Origin of the sequence: Pimelobacter simplex (assembly GCF_024662235.1) — a bacterium.
Taxonomy (GTDB): domain Bacteria; phylum Actinomycetota; class Actinomycetes; order Propionibacteriales; family Nocardioidaceae; genus Nocardioides.
The window spans coordinates 5,837,019-5,861,150 of record NZ_CP096276.1; the positions used below are offsets into that span (position 1 = coordinate 5,837,019).

Annotated in this window: 20 protein-coding genes; 12 read left to right on the plus strand and 8 right to left on the minus strand. The window is 72.1% G+C overall.

The genetic code is table 11. From position 1 onward, the window contains the following. Positions 1-92: 92 nt before the first annotated feature. Both rpoB and M0M48_RS28620 read left to right on the plus strand, forming a co-directional pair. Positions 93-3,515 (plus strand): DNA-directed RNA polymerase subunit beta, encoded by a 3,423-nt coding sequence (rpoB, locus tag M0M48_RS28615; protein ID WP_252372840.1) that lies wholly within the window; start codon positions 93-95, stop codon positions 3,513-3,515. Between the two features lie 85 nt (positions 3,516-3,600). Further along, a complete protein-coding gene (locus M0M48_RS28620; RefSeq protein WP_215813488.1) occupies positions 3,601-7,479 on the plus strand; it encodes a DNA-directed RNA polymerase subunit beta' in 3,879 nt (1,292 codons plus the stop codon). Between the two features lie 63 nt (positions 7,480-7,542). Here the strand turns inward: M0M48_RS28620 and M0M48_RS28625 are convergent, their stop codons facing one another. From M0M48_RS28625 to M0M48_RS28645, 5 genes are all read right to left on the minus strand, one after another. Further along, the gene (locus M0M48_RS28625) at positions 7,543-7,971 is read right to left on the minus strand and encodes an HIT family protein (RefSeq protein ID WP_257753730.1); all 429 of its coding nucleotides are present in this window, start codon (positions 7,969-7,971) and stop codon (positions 7,543-7,545) included. Between the two features lie 115 nt (positions 7,972-8,086). After that, the gene (locus M0M48_RS28630) at positions 8,087-9,574 is read right to left on the minus strand and encodes a hypothetical protein (RefSeq protein WP_257753731.1); all 1,488 of its coding nucleotides are present in this window, start codon (positions 9,572-9,574) and stop codon (positions 8,087-8,089) included. Beyond that, entirely contained in the window at positions 9,571-10,287 is a 717-nt protein-coding gene (locus tag M0M48_RS28635) for a hypothetical protein (RefSeq protein ID WP_257753732.1), read from the minus strand. The genes M0M48_RS28630 and M0M48_RS28635 overlap by 4 nt, the downstream gene beginning before the upstream one ends. A 34-nt stretch (positions 10,288-10,321) precedes the next feature. After that, a complete protein-coding gene (locus tag M0M48_RS28640; protein WP_257753733.1) occupies positions 10,322-11,038 on the minus strand; it encodes a response regulator transcription factor in 717 nt (238 codons plus the stop codon). Next, positions 11,035-13,023 (minus strand): sensor histidine kinase, encoded by a 1,989-nt coding sequence (locus M0M48_RS28645; RefSeq protein ID WP_257759284.1) that lies wholly within the window; start codon positions 13,021-13,023, stop codon positions 11,035-11,037. Before M0M48_RS28645 ends, M0M48_RS28640 begins: the two co-directional genes overlap by 4 nt. Before the next feature lie 147 nt (positions 13,024-13,170). Between M0M48_RS28645 and M0M48_RS28650 the strand changes: the two genes are divergently transcribed. The 7 genes from M0M48_RS28650 to M0M48_RS28680 all read left to right on the plus strand — a co-directional run bounded on the left by M0M48_RS28650 (position 13,171) and on the right by M0M48_RS28680 (position 20,170). After that, positions 13,171-14,415: a geranylgeranyl reductase family protein gene (locus M0M48_RS28650; protein WP_257753735.1), complete on the plus strand. Its 1,245-nt coding sequence runs from the start codon at positions 13,171-13,173 to the stop codon at positions 14,413-14,415. Positions 14,416-14,458: 43 nt separating this feature from the next. Beyond that, the gene (locus M0M48_RS28655) at positions 14,459-15,343 is read left to right on the plus strand and encodes an NUDIX domain-containing protein (protein ID WP_215813481.1); all 885 of its coding nucleotides are present in this window, start codon (positions 14,459-14,461) and stop codon (positions 15,341-15,343) included. Continuing rightward, positions 15,340-16,626: a hydroxyacid-oxoacid transhydrogenase gene (locus M0M48_RS28660; RefSeq protein ID WP_257753736.1), complete on the plus strand. Its 1,287-nt coding sequence runs from the start codon at positions 15,340-15,342 to the stop codon at positions 16,624-16,626. Before M0M48_RS28655 ends, M0M48_RS28660 begins: the two co-directional genes overlap by 4 nt. Before the next feature lie 102 nt (positions 16,627-16,728). Continuing rightward, positions 16,729-17,931, plus strand: a complete 1,203-nt coding sequence (locus M0M48_RS28665) for an SAM-dependent methyltransferase (RefSeq protein ID WP_257753737.1) — start codon at positions 16,729-16,731, stop codon at positions 17,929-17,931. 5 nt (positions 17,932-17,936) lie between these two features. Further along, entirely contained in the window at positions 17,937-18,881 is a 945-nt protein-coding gene (locus tag M0M48_RS28670; protein ID WP_257753738.1) for a hypothetical protein, read from the plus strand. Between the two features lies 1 nt (position 18,882). Then, the gene (locus tag M0M48_RS28675; protein ID WP_257753739.1) at positions 18,883-19,836 is read left to right on the plus strand and encodes a DNA topoisomerase IB; all 954 of its coding nucleotides are present in this window, start codon (positions 18,883-18,885) and stop codon (positions 19,834-19,836) included. Positions 19,837-19,864: 28 nt separating this feature from the next. After that, positions 19,865-20,170, plus strand: coding sequence for a DUF1905 domain-containing protein (locus M0M48_RS28680; RefSeq protein ID WP_257753740.1), 306 nt, complete (start codon positions 19,865-19,867; stop codon positions 20,168-20,170). A 7-nt stretch (positions 20,171-20,177) separates the two neighbouring features. Here the strand turns inward: M0M48_RS28680 and M0M48_RS28685 are convergent, their stop codons facing one another. Further along, positions 20,178-20,831, minus strand: coding sequence for a DUF1345 domain-containing protein (locus M0M48_RS28685; RefSeq protein WP_257753741.1), 654 nt, complete (start codon positions 20,829-20,831; stop codon positions 20,178-20,180). Positions 20,832-20,866: 35 nt separating this feature from the next. Here M0M48_RS28685 and M0M48_RS28690 point away from each other — a divergent pair, with 35 nt between their 5' ends. Both M0M48_RS28690 and M0M48_RS28695 read left to right on the plus strand, forming a co-directional pair. Then, on the plus strand, positions 20,867-21,358 hold the full coding sequence (locus M0M48_RS28690; protein ID WP_257753742.1) for an O-acetyl-ADP-ribose deacetylase: 492 nt from the start codon (positions 20,867-20,869) through the stop codon (positions 21,356-21,358). Between the two features lie 114 nt (positions 21,359-21,472). Then, positions 21,473-21,739: a hypothetical protein gene (locus tag M0M48_RS28695; protein ID WP_257753743.1), complete on the plus strand. Its 267-nt coding sequence runs from the start codon at positions 21,473-21,475 to the stop codon at positions 21,737-21,739. Here M0M48_RS28695 and M0M48_RS28700 read toward each other — a convergent pair. Together M0M48_RS28700 and serC are read right to left on the minus strand one after the other, a co-directional pair. Then, positions 21,730-22,392, minus strand: a complete 663-nt coding sequence (locus tag M0M48_RS28700) for a class I SAM-dependent DNA methyltransferase (protein WP_257759357.1) — start codon at positions 22,390-22,392, stop codon at positions 21,730-21,732. The two genes, M0M48_RS28695 and M0M48_RS28700, sit on opposite strands and share 10 nt — an antisense overlap. Further along, on the minus strand, positions 22,389-23,507 hold the full coding sequence (serC, locus tag M0M48_RS28705; RefSeq protein WP_257753745.1) for a phosphoserine transaminase: 1,119 nt from the start codon (positions 23,505-23,507) through the stop codon (positions 22,389-22,391). Before serC ends, M0M48_RS28700 begins: the two co-directional genes overlap by 4 nt. 109 nt (positions 23,508-23,616) lie before the next feature. On the opposite strand from serC, the gene M0M48_RS28710 reads away from it, so the two are divergent. Then, complete coding sequence (locus M0M48_RS28710; RefSeq protein ID WP_257753746.1) at positions 23,617-24,099, plus strand: GNAT family N-acetyltransferase; 483 nt, start codon at positions 23,617-23,619, stop codon at positions 24,097-24,099. The last annotated feature ends 33 nt before the right edge of the window (positions 24,100-24,132 follow it).

Genomic DNA, 24,132 nt, shown 5'->3' on the forward strand with positions numbered 1-24,132 from the left:
CTCGAAGAGTCGAACCCGTCGAAGGACAACTCTTGGCCGCGCGCACCACCCCCGGTAAGTCCCGCATCTCGTTTGCGAAGATCCAGGAGCCGATGGAGCTCCCGAAGCTCCTCTCGCTCCAGACCGACAGCTTCGACTGGCTGATCGGAAACGAGGCTCACAAGTCCCGGATCGAGGCCCGCCGGGCCGAGGGCCAGGACGCGTCCGACAAGTCCGGTCTCGAGGAGATCTTCGAGGAGATCTCGCCGATCGAGGACTTCTCCGAGACGATGTCGCTCTCGTTCGAGAACCCCGTCTTCTACGACCCCAAGTACACGGTCGACGAGTGCAAGGAGAAGGACCTCACCTACTCCGCGCCGCTCTACGTCTCGGCCGAGTTCACCAACAACGAGACCGGTGAGATCAAGGGCCAGACGGTCTTCATGGGCGACTTCCCCCTGATGACCCCCAAGGGCACCTTCGTCATCAACGGCACCGAGCGCGTCGTCGTCTCCCAGCTCGTCCGCTCGCCGGGCGTGTACTTCGAGCGCCAGGCCGACAAGACGTCCGACAAGGACATCTTCACCGCCCGCCTGATCCCCAGCCGCGGTGCCTGGCTGGAGTTCGAGATCGACAAGCGCGACATGGTCGGCGTCCGCCTCGACCGCAAGCGCAAGCAGAACGTCACGGTCCTGCTCAAGGCCCTCCAGGCCATCGCCGAGGACACCGGCGAGGAGTACGACTACGAGGCCGTCATGGCCGACCTGCGTCAGTTCGAGTCGATCCAGCTGACCGAGGAGAAGGACAACACGCAGGGTCCCGACGACGCCCTGCTCGACATCTACCGCAAGCTGCGCCCGGGCGAGCCGCCGACGCGTGAGGCCGCGCTGACGCTGCTGAAGAACTACTACTTCAACCCGAAGCGCTACGACCTGGCCAAGGTCGGTCGCTACAAGATCAACAAGAAGCTGGGCCAGGACCAGCCGTTCGACCAGCAGACGATGACGATCTCCGACATGGTCGCGACGATCCGCTACATCGTGGCGCTGCACGACGGCCGGGCCGAGCTCTCGACGCCCCAGGGTGACATCGAGATCAGCCCCGACGACATCGACCACTTCGGCAACCGCCGCATGCGCACGGTCGGCGAGCTGATCCAGAACCAGCTCCGCACCGGTCTGGCGCGCATGGAGCGCGTGGTCCGCGAGCGGATGACGACCCAGGACGTCGAGGCCATCACGCCGCAGTCCCTGATCAACATCCGTCCCGTGGTCGCGGCGCTGAAGGAGTTCTTCGGCACCTCGCAGCTCTCGCAGTTCATGGACCAGACCAACCCGATCGCGGGCCTGACGCACAAGCGTCGCCTCTCCGCGCTCGGCCCGGGTGGTCTCTCCCGTGACCGCGCCGGCATGGAGGTCCGTGACGTCCACCCGTCGCACTACGGCCGGATGTGCCCGATCGAGACGCCGGAAGGCCCGAACATCGGTCTGATCGGCTCGCTCGCGTCGTACGGGCGGATCAACCCGTTCGGCTTCGTCGAGACGCCCTACCGCAAGGTCGAGAACGGTGTCGTCACCGACCAGATCGACTACCTGACCGCCGACGACGAGGACCGCTACGTCATCGCGCAGGCCAACGCGGCCCTCGACGCCAACAACCGCTTCGCCGAGGAGCGGGTGCTGGTCCGCCAGCGCGACGGCGAGGTCTCCGAGATCACGGCCGACGAGGTCGACTACATGGACGTCTCGCCGCGCCAGATGGTGTCGGTCGCGACGGCCCTGATCCCGTTCCTCGAGCACGACGACGCCAACCGCGCGCTCATGGGCGCCAACATGCAGCGTCAGGCCGTCCCGCTCATCAAGAGCGACAGCCCGATCGTCGGCACCGGCATCGAGTTCCGCGCCGCGGTCGACGCCGGCGACGTCGTCACCGCCACCAAGGCCGGTGTGGTCAAGGAGGTCTCCGCGGACCTCGTCGAGACCATGAACGACGACGGCACCTACTCGTCGTACCGGCTCGCGAAGTTCAAGCGCTCCAACCAGGGCACCTGCATCAACCAGCGCCCGCTGGTCGTCGCCGGTGACCGGGTCGAGGCCGGCTCGCCGATCGCCGACGGTCCGTGCACCGACATGGCCGAGATGGCGCTGGGCACCAACCTGCTCGTGGCGTTCATGCCGTGGGAGGGCCACAACTACGAGGACGCGATCATCCTCAGCCAGCGCCTGGTGCAGGAGGACGTCCTCACCTCGATCCACATCGAGGAGCACGAGGTCGACGCCCGCGACACCAAGCTCGGGCCCGAGGAGATCACCCGCGACATCCCGAACGTCAGCGAGGAGATGCTCGCCGACCTCGACGAGCGCGGCATCATCCGGATCGGCGCGGAGGTCACCACCGGTGACATCCTCGTCGGCAAGGTGACGCCCAAGGGTGAGACCGAGCTGACCCCCGAGGAGCGCCTGCTCCGCGCGATCTTCGGTGAGAAGGCGCGCGAGGTGCGCGACACCTCGATGAAGGTCCCGCACGGTGAGTCCGGCACGGTCATCGGCGTCCGCGTCTTCGACCGCGAAGAGGGCGACGAGCTCCCGCCGGGTGTCAACCAGCTGGTCCGCGTGTACGTCGCGCAGAAGCGCAAGATCTCCGTGGGTGACAAGCTCGCCGGCCGTCACGGCAACAAGGGTGTCATCGCCAAGATCCTGCCGATCGAGGACATGCCGTTCATGGAGGACGGCACGCCGGTCGACGTCGTGCTCAACCCGCTGGGTGTGCCGCGACGGATGAACATCGGTCAGATCCTCGAGCTGCACCTGGGCTGGCTCGGCAAGCAGGGCTGGCACATCGACGCCGACCTCAAGAACGAGGAGTGGGCCCAGCGCCTGACCTCGATCGGTGCCGACCAGGCCGAGCCGAACACCAAGCTGGCGACCCCCGTCTTCGACGGCGCCCGCGAGGACGAGATCACCGGCCTGCTCGGTCAGACCCTGCCCAACCGCGACGGTGTCCGGATGGTCAAGGAGAGCGGCAAGGCCAGCCTCTTCGACGGTCGCTCCGGCGAGCCGTTCAAGGACCCGGTCTCGGTCGGCTACATGTACATCCTCAAGCTCCACCACCTGGTCGACGACAAGATCCACGCGCGTTCGACCGGTCCGTACTCGATGATCACGCAGCAGCCCCTGGGTGGTAAGGCCCAGTTCGGTGGCCAGCGGTTCGGCGAGATGGAGGTGTGGGCGATGGAGGCGTACGGCGCCGCCTACGCCCTCCAGGAGCTCCTGACGATCAAGTCCGACGACGTGCCCGGTCGCGTCAAGGTCTACGAGGCCATCGTGAAGGGCGAGAACATCCCCGACTCGGGTATCCCGGAGTCGTTCAAGGTTCTCGTCAAGGAGATGCAGTCGCTCTGCCTCAACGTGGAGGTGCTGTCCCAGGACGGCTCCGCCATCGCGTTGAAGGACGCGGAGGAGGACGTCTTCCGCGCCGCCGAGGAGCTCGGCATCGACCTCTCCCGTCGCGAGCCCTCGAGCGTCGAAGAAGTCTGAGTGCGGCGGCGGCGCGCCTCGGCGCGCCGCCCCCCTCAGTCCCCAGCCTCACCTTTCACAGAACTAACGAAGGACAGCAGCCATCGTGCTCGACGTGAACTTCTTCGACCAGCTTCAGATCGGCCTGGCCACCGCGGACGACATCCGCACGTGGAGCCACGGCGAGGTCAAGAAGCCGGAGACCATCAACTACCGCACGCTCAAGCCCGAGCGTGACGGCCTCTTCTGCGAGAAGATCTTCGGTCCCACCCGGGACTGGGAGTGCTACTGCGGCAAGTACAAGCGGGTCCGCTTCAAGGGCATCATCTGCGAGCGCTGCGGCGTCGAGGTGACCCGCTCCAAGGTCCGCCGTGAGCGGATGGGCCACATCGAGCTCGCCGCCCCGGTCACCCACATCTGGTACTTCAAGGGTGTGCCGAGCCGCCTGGGCTACCTGCTCGACCTGGCGCCGAAGGACCTCGAGAAGGTCATCTACTTCGCGGCCTACATGATCACCTCGGTCGACGAGGACGCCCGGCACCGCGACCTGTCCTCGCTCGAGGGCAAGGTGCAGCTCCAGCGCGAGTCCATCGAGAAGCGCCGCGACGCCGGCCTCGAGGACCGCACCAAGAAGCTCGAGGACGACCTCGCCACGCTCGAGGCCGAGGGTGCCAAGGCCGACCAGCGCCGCAAGGTGCGCGACGGCGCCGAGCGCGAGCTCAAGCAGCTGCGCGACCGCGCCCAGCGCGAGCTGGACCGCCTCGACGAGGTCTGGGACACGTTCAAGAGCCTCAAGGTCCAGGACCTCATGGGCGACGAGATCCTCTACCGCGAGATGAAGAACTGGTTCGGCAAGTACTTCGAGGGCCACATGGGCGCCACGGCGATCCAGAAGCGCCTGCAGAGCTTCGACCTCGACGCCGAGGTCGAGAACCTGCGCGAGACCATCGCCACCGGCAAGGGTCAGCGCAAGGTCCGCGCGCTCAAGCGGCTCAAGGTCGTCGAGGCCTTCCGCAAGACCGGCAACAAGCCCGAGGGCATGGTCCTCGACGCCGTTCCGGTCATCCCGCCGGACCTGCGCCCGATGGTGCAGCTCGACGGTGGCCGCTTCGCGACCTCCGACCTCAACGACCTGTACCGCCGCGTCATCAACCGGAACAACCGCCTCAAGCGGCTGCTCGACCTCGGTGCGCCGGAGATCATCGTCAACAACGAGAAGCGGATGCTCCAGGAGGCCGTCGACTCGCTGTTCGACAACGGCCGTCGTGGTCGCCCCGTCACCGGCCCGGGCAACCGGCCGCTGAAGTCGCTCTCCGACATGCTCAAGGGCAAGCAGGGTCGCTTCCGCCAGAACCTGCTCGGCAAGCGCGTGGACTACTCGGGCCGTTCGGTCATCGTGTCGGGCCCGCAGCTCAAGCTGCACCAGTGCGGTCTGCCCAAGCAGATGGCGCTCGAGCTGTTCAAGCCGTTCGTGATGAAGCGCCTCGTCGACCTGTCGCACGCGCAGAACATCAAGTCCGCCAAGCGGATGGTCGAGCGCGCCCGCCCGGTCGTGTGGGACGTCCTCGAAGAGGTCATCACCGAGCACCCCGTGCTGCTCAACCGTGCGCCCACGCTGCACCGTCTCGGCATCCAGGCCTTCGAGCCCCAGCTGATCGAGGGCAAGGCCATCCAGCTGCACCCGCTGGTCTGCACCGCGTTCAACGCCGACTTCGACGGTGACCAGATGGCGGTCCACCTGCCGCTGTCCGCCGAGGCGCAGGCCGAGGCCCGGATCCTGATGCTGTCGACCAACAACATCCTCAAGCCGTCGGACGGCCGTCCGGTGACCATGCCCACCCAGGACATGATCATCGGCCTGTTCTTCCTCACCACCGAGCGTGGCGAGGCGACGGTCGAGGCCGGCGGCGAGACCCGCCTGCGGACCTTCTCGTCCCCGGCCGAGGCGATCATGGCCTACGACCGCGGCGAGATCACGCTGCAGAACAAGGTCCAGATCCGTCTCGAGGACTACTTCTTCGAGGGTGTCGAGGAGGGCGTGGCCTCGCTGGTCGAGACCACGCTGGGCCGCACGATCTTCAACGACGCGCTGCCGGCCGACTACCCGTACGTCAACGAGGAGGTCGGCAAGAAGCGCCTCGGCGCGATCGTCAACGACCTCGCCGAGCGCTACCCCAAGGTCGTCGTCGCGGCGTCCCTGGACGCGCTCAAGGACAACGGCTTCCACTGGGCCACCCGCTCGGGTGTCACGGTCTCGATCGACGACGTCATCACGCCGCCGAACAAGTCCGAGATCCTCGCCAAGCACGAGGCCGACGCGGCCAAGATCCAGAAGCAGTACGAGCGCGGTCTGGTCACCGACGACGAGCGCCGCCAGGAGCTCATCGAGATCTGGACCAAGGCGAGCCAGGAGGTCGGCAAGGCACTGCGGGCCACCTTCGAGGCGAACCCGACCAACCCGATCTACGTCCAGGTCCACTCGGGCGCCTCGGGTAACTTCAACCAGATCAACCAGGTCGGCGCCATGCGTGGTCTGGTGGCCAACCCCAAGGGCGAGATCATCCCGCGGCCGATCAAGGCCAACTTCCGCGAGGGTCTGTCCGTGCTGGAGTACTTCATCTCCACCCACGGTGCCCGCAAGGGTCTGGCGGACACCGCGCTGCGGACCGCCGACTCGGGCTACCTGACCCGTCGTCTGGTCGACGTGTCGCAGGACGTCATCATCCGTGAGGACGACTGCGGCACCGAGCGCGGCCTGCCCAAGGTCATCGGCGTCAAGGACGAGAACGGCGTGGTCGTCAAGGACGAGAACGCCGAGACCGCCGCGTACGCCCGCTCGGCCGCCAAGGAGATCACCCACCCGACCACGGGTGAGGTGCTCGCCACCGCGGGCGAGGACCTCGGTGACGTCAAGATCGCCGAGCTCATCGAGGCCGGCATCGAGACGGTCACGGTCCGCTCGGTCCTGACCTGCGACGCCCGTACCGGTACCTGCGCGAAGTGCTACGGCCGCTCGCTGGCGACCGGCAAGCTCGTCGACATCGGCGAGGCCGTCGGCATCATCGCGGCCCAGTCGATCGGTGAGCCCGGCACGCAGCTGACCATGCGTACCTTCCACACCGGTGGTGTGGCCTCGGCCGACGACATCACGCAGGGTCTGCCCCGCGTCGTGGAGCTCTTCGAGGCGCGGACCCCCAAGGGTCACGCCCAGATCTCCGAGGCCGCCGGTCGCATCTCCATCGAGGAGACCGACAAGGCCCGCATCGTCATCGTCACCCCCGACGACGGCAGCGAGGTCAAGGAGTACCCCGTGTCCCGCCGCTCGCGCCTCCTCGTCGAGGACGGCGGCCGGGTCGAGGTGGGCGACAAGTTCACCGCCGGTACCGAGGACCCGAAGGAGGTGCTGCGCATCCTTGGTGTCCGCAAGACCCAGCAGCACCTCGTCGACCAGGTCCAGGAGGTCTACCGGTCGCAGGGTGTGTCGATCCACGACAAGCACATCGAGATCATCGTGCGGCAGATGCTGCGCCGGATCACGGTGCTCGAGTCGGGCGAGACCAACCTGCTGCCGTCCGACCTCGTCGACCGGGTCCGCTTCGAGGAGGAGAACCGGCGCGTGGTCTCCGAGGGCGGCAAGCCGGCCTCGGGTCGTCCGGAGCTCATGGGCATCACCAAGGCCTCGCTCGCGACCGAGTCGTGGCTCTCGGCGGCCTCCTTCCAGGAGACCACCCGGGTGCTCACCGACGCCGCGATCAACGGCCGCTCCGACAGCCTGCGCGGCCTGAAGGAGAACGTGATCATCGGCAAGCTGATCCCGGCCGGTACCGGCCTGGAGCGCTACCGGAACATCCGGGTCGAGCCCACCGAGGAGGCGCGCGCCGCGGCGTACGCCGTCACCGGCTACGAGTCCTACGACTACGAGTTCGGCAACCAGGGCCAGGCCGTGGCGCTGGACGACTTCGACTTCGGTTCCTACCAGAACTGATCGAGTCAGCCGAAGGCCCTCCCGAGCACTGCTCGGGAGGGCCTTCGGGCATTTCGGGGGGACTCAGGCGAGCGCGGCGGCGAGCCGGCCGCCGACGGCGGCGATCGCGGCGGCGTCCCCGCGCACCCCGGGCTGCCAGGGCAGGGTCAGTCGGTCGCGGGTCTTGTCGGCGTACCGGGGGACGACGTGGAGGTGGAAGTGGAAGACGGTCTGCCACGCGTCGGCGCCGCAGCAGTTGAGCAGGTTGACGCCGTCGGCGCCCAGCTCGGTGAGCACGGTCCGGGCGATGCGCTGGGCGGCCAGCGTGACGTCGCTGAGATCGGCCGGCTCGATCTCGGTCAGGTCGCGGCTGTGCCGCTTGGGGATCACCAAGAGGTGGCCCTCGGAAGCCGGCTGGATGTCCATGAAGGCGAAGGTCGTGGCGTCCTCGGCGACCTTGACCGCCGGCACCTCGCCGGCCACGATGCCGCAGAACAGGCAGGGATCAGTCATGGTCCGACCCTAGGGCGTGGCCCCACGGCCGAAGGCCCTCCCGAGCAGTGCTCGGGAGGGCCTTCCCCTTTCTCGAGGACGGGGCCCGGCCCCCCACAGGCCGGGACCCCTGGGGTCAGCGCCGTACGCGCTGAGCCGGGGAGACCGACACGGTGGCCGGTCGGTGGGCGGTGGTCGCGGTGACCCGGACGCTGATCCGGGCCTTCACGTCCTTGGCGCGCGGGCGGTACGCCGCCGCGGTCGCGCCCTTGATGACCTTGCCGTTGCGCAGCCACTGGTAGGCGTAGCGGTCCGCCCGGCCCGAGAGCGCCGGGGCGACGGCGCGCAGCTTCTTGCCGACCTTGGCCTTGCCGGCCAGACGGGCGGGGGCGCGGACGGTCCAGGCGTTGCCGGTGACGACCACGGAGGACGCGCCGCCGGCGAAGCGGCAGGGGACGGTCAGGTCGGCGAAGCCCGGACCGGTGTACCGCTGCACGCAGCTCACCCGCTTGCCGACGTGGGCGGAGGTCAGCGGGAGCACCGGACTGTCGGTCTCGACCTCCGTGCCGGCGATGGTCCACAGGTTGTCGCGGTCGTTCGGAGCCGGGGTGATCGCCGGCTCGGCCAGCCGGAGCAGGCCGCCCTCCCGGGCGGTGCCGGTGACCGTCGGGTTGCCGGTGACCAGGTAGGTACCCGTGACCACGGGGACGTCATTCGTCGCCTCGGCGGTGGTGGGGGCGTGCTCGGCGCGGCTGCCGACCACCGAGAGCCGGATCCGCTTGCCGAGGTCGGCGGGGGTGACGACGTAGGTCTGTCCGGCGACGGGAGCCCGGTCGCCGACCTTCCAGCGGTACTCGAGGTGGGTGGCGGCGGGGGTGAAGGTGCCGCCGGTCGCCGCAAGGGTGTCCCCGACCCGGACCGTGCCGGGGTTGCCCGAGATGCTCGGGCGGCCGTTGATCTTGAGCTGCGGCTCGGCGACGGTGTAGGTGAACTGGCGCTCGACCCAACGGCCGACCGCGTCGACGGCGGTCACCGTGACGGCCTGGGGGCCGCGGTTCGCGGTCGGCACCGCCTCGCCGGAGTGGAACGGCTCGTCCCCGACCCGGCCGTAGCAGTCCGTGACGTGGGTCGGTACGTCGGCGCAGGTGAAGGTCAGCGCCGGAGCGTCGCCCTGGCGGATGACCCGCCCGTCGGTGGCCGGACCGGCGAACGCGACGGTCGGCTCGGTCAGGTCGATGCCGACGCCGAGGGTGCGCGTCGTGGTGTTGCCGGTGCCGTCGGTCGCCCGGATCTCGAACGTGGTGACACCCTGGTTCTTGATGACCCGCCGGATGCCGGTCCAGTCGGTGGCGCCGGAGTCGGTGTGCGCGCCGGTGAGCGTGTACTCGATGTCGGCGATCCCCGAGTTGTCCGACGCGGTGACCCAGACCTCGACCTCGTGCGGGAACCAGCCGTCGGCGGTGCTCGCGGGCAGCTGGAAGTGGATCTGCGGCGGGGTGCGGTCGGGCCACTCGTCCGCGCCCGCACCCGGGGGCGGCTCGGCCTTGGCGGGCGCGGCGGTCCCGGCCGCGGCCGCCGCGGCGGCGGCCGCGATCAGCCCGGCCGCGATCGCGCGGCACCTCACGGCCGGCTCGCGGTGATCGGGCTGCGGCCGACGGCGAGCCAGATCCCGGCCACGATGAGGGCCAGCATGATCAGGGCCGGGAGGCCGGGGACGCCGAGGGCGAGCACGGCGCCGAGCAGGGCGGTGGCGACGAGGCCGGCGCCGGCGCCGAGGCCGCGGGAGACGAGGCGCTCGCGGAAGGCCATCCAGGCCAGCGCGTACGCCGACGCGAGGAGCGGCACGAACGCGATGTAGGGGCTGAAGTCCGTCATCACGAAGTAGTTGTAGAGCCCCTCGGCGTCGTAGGTGTTCTCCTCCATCGCCTTCGGCAGGTAGTTGCCGAGCGCGCCGCGCCAGCCGTACGCCAGCGCGGTGATGCCGGCGGTCGCCAGCACGCCGTAGCCGACGACGGTGGCGCCCACGGAGCCGGGGAAGCGGCGCTCGACCCGGTGCCGCCAGACCGCCGCGGTGATCAGCAGGACGATCACCAGGATGTAGCCGACGGCACCGGAGATCCGGTAGGGCAGGTAGTCGACGCCGAGGACGTCCTCGGCGGTGACCGGGTAGTCGAAGTCGCTGCTGTTGTCGGGGCGACCCTCGAGGAAGAGCGCGACGATGCCGAGCAGGCCGCACAGCGAGATGAGCAGCGGCCAGGCGGTGAAGCCGCCGCCGGAGGGAGCGGGCTCGGAGCTCGGTGGCGCGAGCGGGGACGGGGAGAGAGGGGTCTCGTTCATGGCACCGAGCCTCGGCTGCCCGGTGACCCAGGTGTCAGGTCAGCCCGTCACGACCTTCCGGGCCACCGGCCCGGGCCGTCTCGTCGGACTCCTCGTCGTCGGCGCCGAGCCCGGACTCCCGGGCGCGCACGATGAGCTGTCCCCGGTCGGGTACGTCGAGCTTGGCCAGCACGCCGTAGACGTAGTTGCGCACGGTCTTGGTGCTCAGCACGAGGCGGCGGGCGATGGTGGCGTTGTCGTACCCCCGGGCGACGAGGTCGACGACCTCGCGCTCGCGGTCGGTCAGCTCCGGGAACGGTACGGCGCCCCGGGTGCGCGCCCCCGACAGGTACAGCGCACCGCGCTGGGCCAGCTGGGGCCCCAGCATGAAGTCGCCGTTGGCCACCGAGCGGACCGCCCGCTCCACCTCGGCGGGTGAGGCGCCCTTGAGCAGGAAGCCGCGCGCTCCCGCCCGGATCGAGGCGAAGAGCGAGTCGTCGTCGCCGAACATGGTGATCACCAGGACCCCCAGCGTCGGGTCGCGACGGCACAGCTCGCGGGTGGTCTCGACGCCCGAGTCGTCCCCGAGGTCGAGGTCCATGAGGACCACGTGCGGGGCGTGGGCGTCGGCCAGGGTGAGCGCCTCGTCCCGGTCCGCGGCCTCGCCGACCACCTCGACGTCCGGCAGCGAGCGCAGCAGCGCGCTCATCCCGATCCGGAACACGGGATGGTCGTCGACGACCAGCACCCGGATCGGCTCGTCCCCGTTCACGGCAGCAGCATGACCACCGAGGTCCCCCTTCCGTCGCCTCCGGCGACCTCGACGGTGCCGCCCAGCTCGGCGGCGCGTTCGCGCATGGAGGCCGTCCCGACACCCGGGACGGCCGTGTCGTCGATGCCTCGGCCGTCGTCGCGGACCTCGAGCCGGACGCCGCCGTCGGGCGGCAGGTCCAGCCGGATCCGGCAGTGCCGGGCGCCCGCGTGCCGGGCGGCGTTGCGCACCGCCTCGGCCGCGACCTGGTAGACGACGATCTGGTGGATGCCGTCGAGCCGGTCGGCGTGCGGGGCGTCGACGGCGACCGAGAAGCGGGACATCGAGTACCGGTCCGCGAGCAGGTCGAGCGCGGCCCCGAGCCGGCCCTCGTCGAGGACCGGGGGCAGCAGCACCCGCGCCATCTGCCGTACGTCGTCCGCGCGGCGGCTGAGCTCCTCGGCCAGGCGGCGCAGCAGCACGGTGTCGTCGGCGTTGAGCGAGGAGGTGGTGGGCACCGCGGCCAGCGCGAGCGCCGTCCCGGACAGGGCGGGACCGAGGCCGTCGTGCAGCTCGCGGCGCAGCAGCCGGCGCTCCTCGTGGCGCACCTCGACCACCCGGGCCCGGGCCTCCTCGACGGCCCGGTTGGCGTCGTCGAGCTGGGCCGCGACCGCGACCAGCCCGGAGATCTGGCGCAGCAGGCGCACGGTGCGCGGGTCGAGCCGCTCCCCGCGCGGCGGCACCACGGTCAAGGTGCCGACCTCGCGGCCGCGGGGGTGCAGCGGCAGCGCCAGGGCGCGCTCGGCGTCGTCGGGCTCGGGGCGGCCGGAGACCGCGACCGGGACGTCGTACAGGCGGACCTCGATGCGGGCCAGGCGCAGCGCGCGGCGCAGCGCGTCGACCAGACCGGTCAGCTGGGGGCTGTCGGCGTCGCCCGCGTCGAGCGCCTGGGCGACCCGCTCCAGCAGCGCCGACGGGTCCGCGCCGGAGCCGAACACGAGCCGCTCCACCTGGCCCTGGAGCCAGTCCCGCAGCGGCAGCACGGCCAGCGCGAGCGCGGCCACCACGACCAGGCCGGTCGACTCCGCACCCATCGGGGTGATCATGCCGAGCGCCCACACCGCGACGACGTACGCCGCGACGAGGGTGGTGGTGAGCAGGATGCCGACCAGCGTGCGCGAGATCGCCAGGTCCACCCGCCACGACGGCTGGCGCCGGATCAGCACGAGCACCGCGCCGACCAGCATCACCTCGGCCATCGTCAGCAGCGCCGTCCCCGCGGGGAACCACGGACCGTCGATGCTGACGCCGATCTCGAAGACCATGTAGGCGACCGCGACCGTCAGCAGCGAGAGCAGCAGCCACGACAGCCCGCGGCGCTGCTCGGCGTCACCGGTGCGCAGCCGGTAGCCGATCCAGACGACGACGCCCAGGCCGAGCAGGAAGTAGCCGGGGATCAGGGCGCCGTCGACGTCGTACGCGAGGTCGGAGAGGGCGCCGCCGCCGGTGAGCGGGTGCGGCGGGGCGTCGCGGACCTGGACGAGCAGCCGGACCACCGTCGCCACCACCACGACCACCCCGCCGCCGATCGCGAACCGGCGGGCCCAGCCGCGCGGGGGTCCGGGGGTGAGCAGGAAGGGCACGACGAGCAGCGAGACCAGGGTCGCCGTCGTCCAGCCGGTGAGGAGCAGGGGAGCGGCCCAGTCGGTACCGGGCAGCGGCGGGTGGGCGACGCCGACCACCGTCCACGCGATGCCGGCGGCGGTGACGGCGTACCCCCAGCCGACGACGAGGAACGCCCAGCCGACCGCGTGCCGGCTGCGCACCACGATCAGGGCGCCCAGCGGGGCGTAGAGCAGGCTCATCACCACGTCGAGGGGAGCGAGCTCGCGGCGCACCTCGTACGACGGGTCCGCGACGTGCGCGGTCGCCAGCAGCGCGACGACGGTCGCGCCCGCCAGCAGCGCCTGCGCTACGGCGAGGACCACCGCGGCGCGCTCGGGCACCCCGAGGACACGTCCTCGGGGCGCGGAGGGTCGCGGCACCGGCACGGAGCCATCATCGCGGGTCCGACGGCCCGAGGGGACGGGTTCGGAGTCCTCGACATCCGGGCCGTCGCGGTCCCCGGGTGGGCGCCCTGACACAATCGGGGGATGAGCGCGAGCACCCCGCTGAGCACCGACGTCCTCGTCGTCGGCGCCGGCCCGGCCGGCTCCGCCGCGGCCGCCTGGGCCGCCCGCGCCGGGCTCGACGTGATCCTGGCCGATGCGGCGGTCTTCCCGCGCGACAAGACCTGCGGCGACGGGCTCACCCCGCGCGCCATCGGCGAGCTCGAGCGCCTCGGCCTGCGCGACTGGGTACGCGCCCACACGGTCAGCCAGGGACTGCGTGCCCACGGCTTCGGCCAGACCCTGCACCTGCCCTGGCCCGGCGGCAACCTGCCCGACTGGGGCAGCGCGGTGGCCCGCACCGAGCTCGACGACCACCTGCGCACCACCGCCCTCAAGGCGGGCGCGACGGGGCTCGACGGCGCCCGCGCGGTCGACGTACGGATGGAGGGGGAGCGCGTCACCGGGGTCGTGCTCAAGGACGGGCGCGTCATCGCGTGCAAGCGGCTGGTCGTGGCCGACGGCGTACGGTCCCCGCTGGGCAAGGTCCTCGGCCGCGAGTGGCACCGCGACACCGTCTACGGCGTCGCCGGGCGCTCGTACGTCACCTCCACGCGCGCCGACGACCCGTGGATCAGCTCGCACCTCGAGCTGCGCGGCGAGCAGGACGAGATCCTCTCCGGCTACGGCTGGATCTTCCCCCTCGGCAAGGACAGCGGCGAGGTCAACCTCGGCGCCGGCACCCTCGCCACCGCGAAGCGCCCCGCCGACGTCGCGATCAAGCCCCTCATGAAGCTCTACGCCGACCGCCTGCGCGCCGAGTTCGGCCTCGGCGACGAGCTGCGCGCGCCGACGTCCGCCCTGCTCCCGATGGGCGGCGCCGTCTCCCACGTCGCCGGCCGCAACTGGGCCCTCATCGGCGACGCCGCCGCCTGCGTCAACCCGCTCAACGGCGAGGGCATCGACTACGGCCTCGAGACCGGCCGGGTCATCGCCGAGCTCCTCGCCACCGACCCCGACGCCGACCTCGGCGTGGTCTGGCCCCAGCTCCTGCGCGACCACTACGGCGAGTCGTTCTCGATCGCCCGGCGCCTGGCCGGCCTGGTCACCGTGCCCCGGCTGCTGCCCGCGCTCGGGCCGGTCGGGATGCGCTCGGACCTGCTGATGACGCTCGCGCTGCGGTGGATGGGCAACCTGGTCACCGACGAGGACCGGGACCGGGCCGCGCGGGTGTGGCGGTGGGCGGGGAAGCGTTCGTTGGCGAAGGACGCCCGGCCGCCGTTCTCCTGATCCCCCCACCCCCTAGGGTGGAGGAGGACGACAGGAGACGGTGATGGGGCAGCGGGTGCAGCGACTGGCGGCGTACGCCGTCATCATCCGCGGCGACCAGATCCTCCTCTCCCGCCTCTCCGAGCGCGTCACCCGCAAGGAGCTGTGGTCCCTGCCCGGCGGCGGCGTCGACCACGGCGAGGACCCGCGCGACGCGGTCGTGCGCGAGGTCTACGAGGAGACCGGGCTCGATGCCCAGATCGACGAGACCGCCCACGTCTACTCGCTCCACGTCGCCGACTCGTGGCGGCGCGGGCGGCGGGTCGATGCGCACTCGGTTCGGATCGTGTACGAGGGCTGGGTGGCGGCCGATGCGCCCGAGCCGCACGTGACCGAGGTCGACGGGTCGACGGCGGAGGCGGCGTGGAAGCCGGTCGCGGAGGTGCTCGACGGGACGGTGCCGACGGTGAGCCTGGTGGCGGACGCGCTCGCGTCGTACCGGATCCGGCAGCGGCAGCGCACCGCCGCCTATGCGTACGTCGTCCGCGACGGCGCGATCCTGCTCACCCGCACCTCCGACCTCGCGCCCGACCCGGGCACCTGGCACCTGCCGGGCGGCGGCATCGACCACGGCGAGGCGCCGACCGACACCATCCGGCGCGAGCTGTGGGAGGAGTGCGGGCTGGAGGGTGAGGCGACCAGCCTGCTGACCGTGCTCGACCACCACTTCACCGGGACCGCGCCCAACGGCCGGGCCGAGGACTTCCACGCCATCGGCGTGATCTACCGCGCCGAGGTCGGGCCGGGCGAGCCCCGCGTCGTCGAGGAGGGCGGTACGACGGACGGCGTCGCCTGGGTGCCGCTCGCCGACATCGCGGCCGGCCGGCTCAAGGTCTACGGCTCGGTGCGCGCGGCCATCGAGACCGCCGGCGATACTGTCGCCGGGTGAGCACCAGCACCGAGACCGTCTTCACCTACGCCGCGCCCGCGCTGAAGTTCGGGCGGGGCGCCGCCACCGAGATCGGGTACGACGTCCGGGGCTGGGGCGCCCGCCGGGTCCTGCTGGTCACCGATCCCGGGGTGGCCGCCGCCGGTCACCCGGAGCGGGTCGCCGAGGGCCTGCGCGCCCGGGACCTCGAGGTCGTCGTCTTCGACCGGACCCGGGTCGAGCCCACCGACGCCTCGCTCGAGGAGGCGGTGGCGTTCGCCCGGGCCGAGGGTCCGTTCGACGCGGTGGTGGCGGTGGGCGGCGGCTCGTCGATCGACACCGCCAAGGCGGTCGCGCTGCTGGTGACCAACCCCGGCGAGCTCATGGACTACGTCAACGCGCCCATCGGCAAGGCCCGGGCGCCCGAGCAGCCGGTGCTGCCGCTGGTGGCGGTCCCGACCACGACGGGCACCGGTGCGGAGTCGACGACGATCTGCGTGATGGACGTCCTCGCGCTCAAGGTGAAGACGGGGATCAGCCATGCGGCGCTGCGCCCGCGCCTCGCCGTCGTCGACCCGAGCCTGAGCGCGACCCAGCCGCCGGGCGTCCTCGCCGCGGCCGGCATGGACATCCTGTGCCACGCGCTGGAGAGCTACACCGCCCGCTGGTACGGCGACTTCGCCGCCAAGCAGCCCGAGCAGCGAGTGCCCTACTGCGGCTCGAACCCGATCGCGGACCTGTGGTCGGAGCGGGCGCTGGGCCTGCTCGCGACGGCCTTCCGGGCCGCCGTACGGGATGCGCGCGAGGGGCGCGAGGACAGCGAGGCGGCCGAGCAGATGGCGCTCGCGGCGACCTTCGCCGGGCTCGGCTTCGGCAACGCCGGGGTGCACATCCCGCACGCCAACGCCTACCCGGTGGCGGGACGGGTCCAGGACTTCCGGCCGGCCGACTACCCGCAGGACGAGGCGATGGTGCCGCACGGCATGGCGGTCGCGCTGACCGCGCCGGAGGCGTTCCGGTTCACCTTCGACGCCGCTCCTGAGCGGCACCTGCGGGCGGCGCGGCTGCTCGACCCGGCGGCGCCGGGCGCCGACGGGCCGGGTCTGCTGCCCGACGTGGTGGCGCGCCTGATGCGCGACATCGGCATCCCCAACGGCCTCGCCGAGGTCGGGTACGGCGCCGGTGACGTCGGCGCGCTGGTCGACGGCGCGCTCCAGCAGCAGCGTCTCCTCGCGACCGCGCCCAAGGAGGTGACCGGCGACGACCTCGCGCTGATCATCGGCGCCTCGCTGGAGCACTGGTGACACCGACTACCATCGTCGGGTGAATCCTCGCCACCGTCGTCTGATCATCCCGGCCGCGCTGGTGGCGCTGCTCCTGATCGTCGTCGTCGCCGCGCTGGTGCGATGAGCACCCTGACGCTGGACGAGGGGCTCGCGCAGGTCCGCTCGGACCTCCTGGCCGACGACCGGCTGGTGCGGGCGGTGGCCTCGGGCCGCCGGCGTACCGCGACGCCGCCGTGGCGCCGGGGCGAGCTGCGCTGGGTCGACCTCAAGGCCGGGCGCCACCTCCAGGTCGTCCGGTACGACGCCACGCAGGCCCACACCGCCAACCACGCCCGCGGCGGCCCGGCCGAGGAGGCCGTCGACGCGCTGCTCGCCGAGCCGTTCGGCAACTGGACCGTCGAGACGCCCGAGCGCCGGCTCAGCCTGCGGATCACCAAGAAGGGCGCCGCCGCCGTGCACACGACGGCCCGCGCCGCCGACGAGCAGGCTCCCGACCGCAGCCACGACCGGGCCAAGGACCGGCTGCTGCCCGAGGACGACCCGCTGCTCGCCGTCCTCGGCCTCTCCGACGCCCAGGGCCGGATCAAGCCCACGCGGCGCGCGAAGTACCGCCAGGTCGAGGACTTCCTGCGCATCCTCGACCACACCGTCGCCTACGCGATCGCCAAGGGCCAGCTCCGCAAGCCCACCGCCGACGACCCGCTGCGCGTGGTCGACCTCGGCTGCGGCAACGGCTACCTCACGTTCGCCGCCCAGCGCTTCCTCAGCGAGCGGCGCGGGCTGCCGGTGCGGCTGACCGGCGTCGACGTCAAGGAGCAGTCGCGCGACCACAACAACGCGGTCGCGCGCGAGCTCGGCATCGAGGCGACCTTCGTGGCCGGCACCATCGGCGAGGCCGCGCTGCCCGAGCCGCCCGACGTCGTCCTCGCTCTCCACGCCTGCGACACCGCCACCGACGACGCCCTGGCCCGCGCGGTGGCCTGGACGGCGCCGCTCGTGCTCGCCGCCCCCTGCTGCCACCACGACATCGCGGCCCAGCTGCGCGCGGCGCCGGCCCCGGCGCCGTACGGGTCGCTGGTGCGCGACGGCATCCTGCGCGAGCGGTTCGCGGACACGCTGACCGACGCGCTGCGCGCGTTGCTCCTGCGGCGCGAGGGGTACCGGGTCGACGTGATCGAGTTCGTCGACAGCCAGCACACCCCGCGCAACACCCTGCTCCGCGCGGTCCGGACCGGAACCGCCGCCGACACCCGTGAGTACGACGACCTCGTCGCCGCGTGGGGTGTGCACCCGCGGCTCGGGGAGCTGCTGGCCGGGCGGTGAGCCGCGTGGAGAAGCTCCTCTTCCTGCTGCTGCCGGTGCCCTTCGCGGTCGGCCTGCTCAGCCCCGGCGCCGCGGTCGAACCGGTGCCGGGCACGCCCGTCGTCGCCTTCCAGGACCCCGCGATCGACGAGTCCAGCGGCCTGGTCGCCGGCGAGGGCGTGGTCGTGACGGTCAACGACTCCGGCGACAGCAACCGGATCTTCACCGTCGACCTGACCACCGGCAAGACCGTCGGCGTCACCCACTGGCAGGGCGAGGCCCGCGACATCGAGGCGCTGGCACCGGCCGGCCCGGACGAGGTGTGGGTCGGGGACATCGGCGACAACACCGCCACCCGCGACCACGTGACCGTGTCCCGGGTGCCCTACGGCCGGGGTGAGCGGACCGTGACCGCGCCGACGTACGAGCTGGTCTACCCGGACGGTGCCCACGACGCCGAGACCCTGCTGAGCGACCCGGCGACCGGACGGCTCTACGTCGTGGTCAAGGAGTTCATCGGCCGCCTCTACGCCGCCCCCGCGAAGCTCGACCCCGACGGCCCCAACCGCCTCGAGCCGGTCAAGGAGGTGCTCGGCATCGCGACCGACGGCGCCTTCTTCCCCGACGGTGAGCACGTCGTGCTGCGCAACTACGGCCAGGCGGTCGTCTACACGTGGCCGGAGCTGGAGCGGGTCGGCCGCTTCGACCTGCCCGCCCAGAAGCAGGGCGAGGGGATCGCGGTCGCCGCCGACGGACAGGTGCTGTTGAGCTCGGAGGGCGTGGGCGCCGAGGTGCTGCGCGTCGACCTGCCGTTCGAGGCGGCGGCGCCCGGGGAGCCTGTGGGAACCGACGGCCCGGCGACCGACAGGGCCCCCGAGGCCCAGGCCGTGTGGTGGCCGTGGGCGGCGCTCGGTGGTGGGCTGGTCGTCGTGCTGGGGACGTTCGTGGCGCTGGCACGCCGGCGAGGCTGACGTGCCCCGCCTGCGCCGTACGTCGCCCGAGGAACCGGGCTGGACCCGGCGCCGGGCCGGGCGCGGTTTCGTCTACGTCGACGCCGAGGGTGACCGGCTCCCGGACGCGGACGTCCAGCGCTGCCGAGACCTGGTGATCCCGCCGGCCTGGACCGACGTCTGGATCTGTCCGGCCGACAACGGGCACCTCCAGGCCGTCGGCACCGACGACGCCGGCCGCCGCCAGTACCTCTACCACCCGGCCTGGGTGGCCCGCCGGTCCGCGGAGAAGCACGAACGCGTCGTCACGCTGGGCCGGCGCCTGCCGCGGATCCGGGAACGCGTGGCGGCCGACCTGGCCGAGGACGACCTGGGGCCGACGGCGACCTGTGCGCTGGCGGTCCGGCTGATCGACCTGGGCTGCTTCCGGATCGGCAACGACGTCTACGCGGCCGAGAACGGCTCGTTCGGGCTGACCACGCTCGAGCGCGACCACGTCCGGCGCCGCGGCGAGACGCTCGTCTTCGCGTTCACCGGCAAGTCCGGCATCGAGCACCACGTCGAGATCGACGACGAGGTCGCGGTCGCCGCGCTCGACCGGCGGCGCCGGCGCAGGCGCACGGACCGACGGCTGCTCGACGTGGGCGCGGAGGACGTCAACGCCTATGTGCGCGAGGTCAGCGGCCTCGACGTGACGGCCAAGGACTTCCGGACCTGGCACGCGACCGTGCTGGCCGCAGCCGCGCTCGCCGAGGCGCCCGGTCCCGACGCGAGCCGCACCGCCCGCAAGCGGGCGGTGGCCGGGGCGATGCGCGAGGTCGCCGACTTCCTGGGCAACACCCCGGCGCTGGCGCGGTCGTCGTACGTGGACCCGCGGGTGGTGGACGCCTATGACGAGGGGCGCACGATCCGGGCCGCCGTACGGCGCGGGGGTGACGTGGAGCGCGCCACCCTCCGGCTGCTGGCGGGTCGCTGATGTCGGCGGCCGGTGGCACGATCGGCGCGTGACCGAGCACGAGTTCACCGCTGCGCTGTGGCGCTGGCAGGCCCGCGACGAGGAGACGAGCGGGGCCTGGTTCTTCGTCAGCCTGCCGTTCGACGTCGCCGACGCGATCGAGGACGAGACCGGGCCGCGCAAGGGGTTCGGCAGCGTGCGGGTCGAGGTCAGCGTCGGGGGGAGCACCTGGCGTACGTCGGTGTTCCCGAGCGCGGAGGAGAAGACCTTCGTGCTGCCGGTCAAGAAGGCCGTGCGCGTCGCGGAGGGACTGGCCGAGGGCGCGTCCTGCCGGGTGCGGGTCCGGACGGTGTGAGCGTGTCCTAGCCGTTGGTGATCGTGTTGAACGCCAGCACGATGATGAGCGCGTTGAGGAAGAAGCTCAGCACCGAGTGCACGGTGACCAGCCAGCGGGTCCGGGTCGAGAGGACGTCCACGTCGGACGCGGCGAACGTGGTGCCGATGGTGAACGCGAAGTACACGTGGTCGACCAGCGTCGGGTGCGGCGTACCCGGGAAGTCGAGGACCTGCCCGGGGCGGGCCTCCTGGGACCGGGCGGCGTAGAGCTGGGCGAAGCCCCAGTGCAGGAGCACCCATGCCAGCAGCATCGCCCAGACGCCGGGGAGGCGGACGAACGAGCCGACGTAGCGGTCGTCGCGGAAGCCCACGATGATCATCGCGGCGACCACCCCGATCACCACCGGTACGACGGTCAGCACGAAGGTGAGCACGCCGCGCAGGCCGTGGGGGTGGTGCAGCTCCTCGGCCGGTACGGGGGCGGCGGGGTCGCGGCGGGCGTAGAGGGCGAGCGAGACGATCGCGAGCGCGACGTACGCCGAACCGACGCCGCACCAGATCCACAGCAGGGTCAGCGATTCGTCGAACAGCGCGGCCACGCCCAGGAGCGACAGCAGCAGCTGGACGCCCCAGCCGAGGGCGGAGACCGAGTCCGGGTCGAGCCGGCGAGGGCGTGCCATGGCCCCAGTCTCGCGGACCTGGCAGGCTCGAGGCCATGCGGATCGAGGTCGTCGAGGGAGACATCACCCAGCAGGACGTCGACGCGGTGGTCAACGCCGCCAACCGGGCGATGCGCGGTGGCGCCGGGGTCGACGGGGCGATCCACCGGGTCGGTGGGCCCGAGGTGCTGGAGGACTGCCGCCGCCGGTTCCCGGACGGTCTGGCGACCGGGGACGCGGGCTGGACGACGGCCGGCCGGATGAGCGCGCGCTGGGTGATCCACGTGGTCGGCCCCGACCGCACCGCCGGCGAGACCGACCGCACCCTGCTGACCTCGTGCTACCGCCGGGCGCTGGAGGTCGCCGACGAGCTCGGGGCCCGGTCGATCGCGTTCCCGCTCATCAGCGCGGGCGCCTACGGCTGGCCCAAGGAGGACGCCGTCGACGCCGCCCTGGAGACGCTGCGGGCGACGCCCACGCAGGTCGAGGTGGCCCGGATCGTGGCGTTCGGCGGGCCGGCGTACGAGCTGGTCGTGGGGCGCCTCTGACGGGGTCGCCCCGTCGGGACCCGGTCCCTATTTTGGGGATGCGGTCGTCACCCGCTCGGCGGAAGGTCGTTGGTCAGGCACATCACCACCGACCCCGTCCGAGAGGAGCCGATCATGCCGCTGGAGCTCACCACCGCGGTCCTGCTGGCCGCCTTCGCGCTGCTGTGCGCAGGCTGGCTGCTCCGCTCCCGCCCGGTCCGTCCCGCCGCCGGCCCGGCCGTCGACGAGTGGCGCGACGCCGCCCTGCGGCACTTCTCCGAGCACCGCGACCTGCAGCGCACGGTCGCCACGGCGCTGAGCACCCCCGGCGCCGTCACCGGCACGAGCCGGCGCGACCTGATGGTCGCGCTCGGGGCGCCGCAGGTGGACGTCTACGCCTGAGCCGGCTCTCCGCGGCGCCGGGCGAGGACGAAGCCCTGGTCGTGGCGCTCGCCTCCGCCCGCCGTACGTCGTGCGGTGGCGAGGACGCTGAAGCCCCGCTCGCCCAGCAGCCCGGCGACGTCCGCGGGCTCGTGCAGCACCCCGTGCAGGGTGGCGTCCTGGCGATATGCCCTGCCGTCGACGACCCGCTCGCCCCGGCCGGCCTGGAAGCCCAGCAGCACGGGGCCGTCCGGGACGAGTACCCGGGCGAGCTCGTCGACGATCGTCGCGACCTCGGCCGGCGTGCTGTGGATGACGGCGTACCAGCACAGGACGCCGCGGACCGACGCCGGCGCGAGGGGCAGGGCGCCGAGGTCGGCCACCGCGAGCGGTGTGCCGGGGTGCCGGAGCCGCGCGTGGGCGAGCATCGCGGGGGACAGGTCGACCCCCGCGAGCGGTACGACGCCGCGCGCGGCCAGGTGGGTGAGCATCCGTCCCGTGCCGCACCCGGCGTCGAGCACGGGAGCCGTGGACCCCGGCAGCGCCGCGACGAGCTCGTCGAGCAGCCCTCGCTCCAGTGGCCGCTCGTAGCGCAGGTCGGGGATCAGGTCGGCGTAGTCGTCCGCGACGGTGTCGTAGAACGCCTGCGTCGCGCCCTCTCGCGCGTCCGTCAGAGCGCCCCGATGACATAGTCGATCGACGCCGTGAGCGCCTCGACGTCCGCCGCGTCGATCGCCGGGTACATCGCGATCCGGAGCTGGTTGCGCCCGAGCTTGCGGTAGGGCTCGGTGTCGACGATGCCGTTGGCGCGCAGCACCTTGGCGATCGCGGCGGCGTCGATCGACTCGTCGAAGTCGATGGTGCCGATGACCAGCGAGCGGTGGGCGGGGTCGGCCACGTAGGGAGTCGTGTACGACGTCCGCTCGGCCCAGCCGTAGAGCGCGTCCGAGGAGGCCGTGGTCCGCTGGACCATGGCCTTGAGGCCGCCCTGGGCGTTCATCCAGTCGAGCTGCTCGGCCATGAGGAAGAGGGTGGCGACCGACGGGGTGTTGTAGGTCTGGTTCTTGGCCGAGTTGTCGATGGCGGTCGGCAGGTCGAAGAAGGCCGGGATGTGCCGGTCCGATGCGCCGATGCGGGCCGCGCGCTCGAGGGCGGCGGGGGAGAAGGTGGCGATCCAGAGACCGCCGTCCGAGGCGAAGCACTTCTGGGGGGCGAAGTAGTAGACGTCGGTCTCGGTCAGGTCGACCGGGAGGCCGCCGGCGCCCGAGGTGGCGTCGACGAGGACCAGGGCGCCGTCGGTGCCGGCCGGGCGGACGACGGGGGCCATGACGGCGGTCGAGGTCTCGTTGTGGGCCCAGGCGTAGACGTCGACGCCCTCCTCGGCGACGGCCTCGGGGCGGGTGCCCGGGTCGCTCTTGATGACCGAGGGGGTGTCGAGCCAGGGGGCGAGCTCGGCGGCCTTGGCGAACTTGGCCGAGAACTCACCGAAGGCGAGGTGCTGCGACTTCTGCTCGATCAGGCCGAACGTGGCGATGTCCCAGAAGGCGGTGGCGCCGCCGTTGCCGAGCACGACCTCGTAGCCCTCGGGGAGCTCGAAGAGGGCGGCGAGGCCCTCGCGGACCCGGCCCACGACGTTCTTGACCGGCGCCTGGCGGTGCGAGGTGCCCATGAGGGCGTCACCGGTCGCGGCGAGCGCGTCGAGGTGGCTGGTCTGGATCTTCGAGGGGCCCGCGCCGAAACGGCCGTCGGCGGGCTTGAGGTCGGCGGGGATCACGATCGCGTCAGTCACGGTGGAACCTTCTCATCGCAGAGTGCGGGAGGGACAGGCTGACGACGCTGTCAGAGATGGCTCTAGTCTGACAGGCCCGTCACACCCGCTCGAAATCGCTAGGCCCGCCATGAACACGCTCTTCGACCTGCGCCCGGTCGGCTACCTCCACGCCGACGCCGTGGCGCTCGTCGCCCGCGTCCAGCAGGAGTACGTCGAGCGCTACGGCTCACCCGACGAGAGCCCCGTCGACCCGACCCTGTTCGACCCTCCCGAGGGCCTCTTCCTCGTCGGGTACGACGGCCCCGACCCGGTCGCGACGGGCGCCTGGCGCCGCTCGCCGGTGCGGGTCCTCGGCGGCACCAGCGCGGTCGAGGTGAAGCGGATGTTCGTCGTGCCCGAGCGCCGCGGCCGGGGCCTGGCCCGCCAGGTCCTCGCCGCGCTCGAGGACCGGGCGGTCCAGGCCGGGCACGACCTGGTGGTGCTGGAGACCGGGCTGCTCCAGCCCGAGGCGATCGCGCTCTACCGCAGCGAGGGCTATGCGGAGATCCCCGGCTTCGGCTTCTACAAGGACGCGCCGCTCTCGCGCTGCTTCGGCAAGCGCGTCGGCTGAACCCGGACGCCGGCTCGCCGGCTCGCCCCCTCG

Excerpts from the sequence above, each read along its gene's own strand:
- M0M48_RS28665 (WP_257753737.1), top strand. The coding sequence starts at position 16,729 with ATGAGCACCCTGACGCTGGACGAGGGGCTCGCGCAGGTCCGCTCGGAC.
- M0M48_RS28650 (WP_257753735.1), top strand. The coding sequence starts at position 13,171 with ATGAGCGCGAGCACCCCGCTGAGCACCGACGTCCTCGTCGTCGGCGCC.
- M0M48_RS28710 (WP_257753746.1), top strand. The coding sequence starts at position 23,617 with ATGAACACGCTCTTCGACCTGCGCCCGGTCGGCTACCTCCACGCCGAC.
- M0M48_RS28685 (WP_257753741.1), bottom strand. The coding sequence starts at position 20,831 with ATGGCACGCCCTCGCCGGCTCGACCCGGACTCGGTCTCCGCCCTCGGC.
- M0M48_RS28625 (WP_257753730.1), bottom strand. The coding sequence starts at position 7,971 with ATGACTGATCCCTGCCTGTTCTGCGGCATCGTGGCCGGCGAGGTGCCG.
- M0M48_RS28690 (WP_257753742.1), top strand. The coding sequence starts at position 20,867 with ATGCGGATCGAGGTCGTCGAGGGAGACATCACCCAGCAGGACGTCGAC.
- rpoB (WP_252372840.1), top strand. The coding sequence starts at position 93 with ATGGAGCTCCCGAAGCTCCTCTCGCTCCAGACCGACAGCTTCGACTGG.
- M0M48_RS28695 (WP_257753743.1), top strand. The coding sequence starts at position 21,473 with ATGCCGCTGGAGCTCACCACCGCGGTCCTGCTGGCCGCCTTCGCGCTG.
- M0M48_RS28655 (WP_215813481.1), top strand. The coding sequence starts at position 14,459 with ATGGGGCAGCGGGTGCAGCGACTGGCGGCGTACGCCGTCATCATCCGC.
- M0M48_RS28635 (WP_257753732.1), bottom strand. The coding sequence starts at position 10,287 with ATGAACGAGACCCCTCTCTCCCCGTCCCCGCTCGCGCCACCGAGCTCC.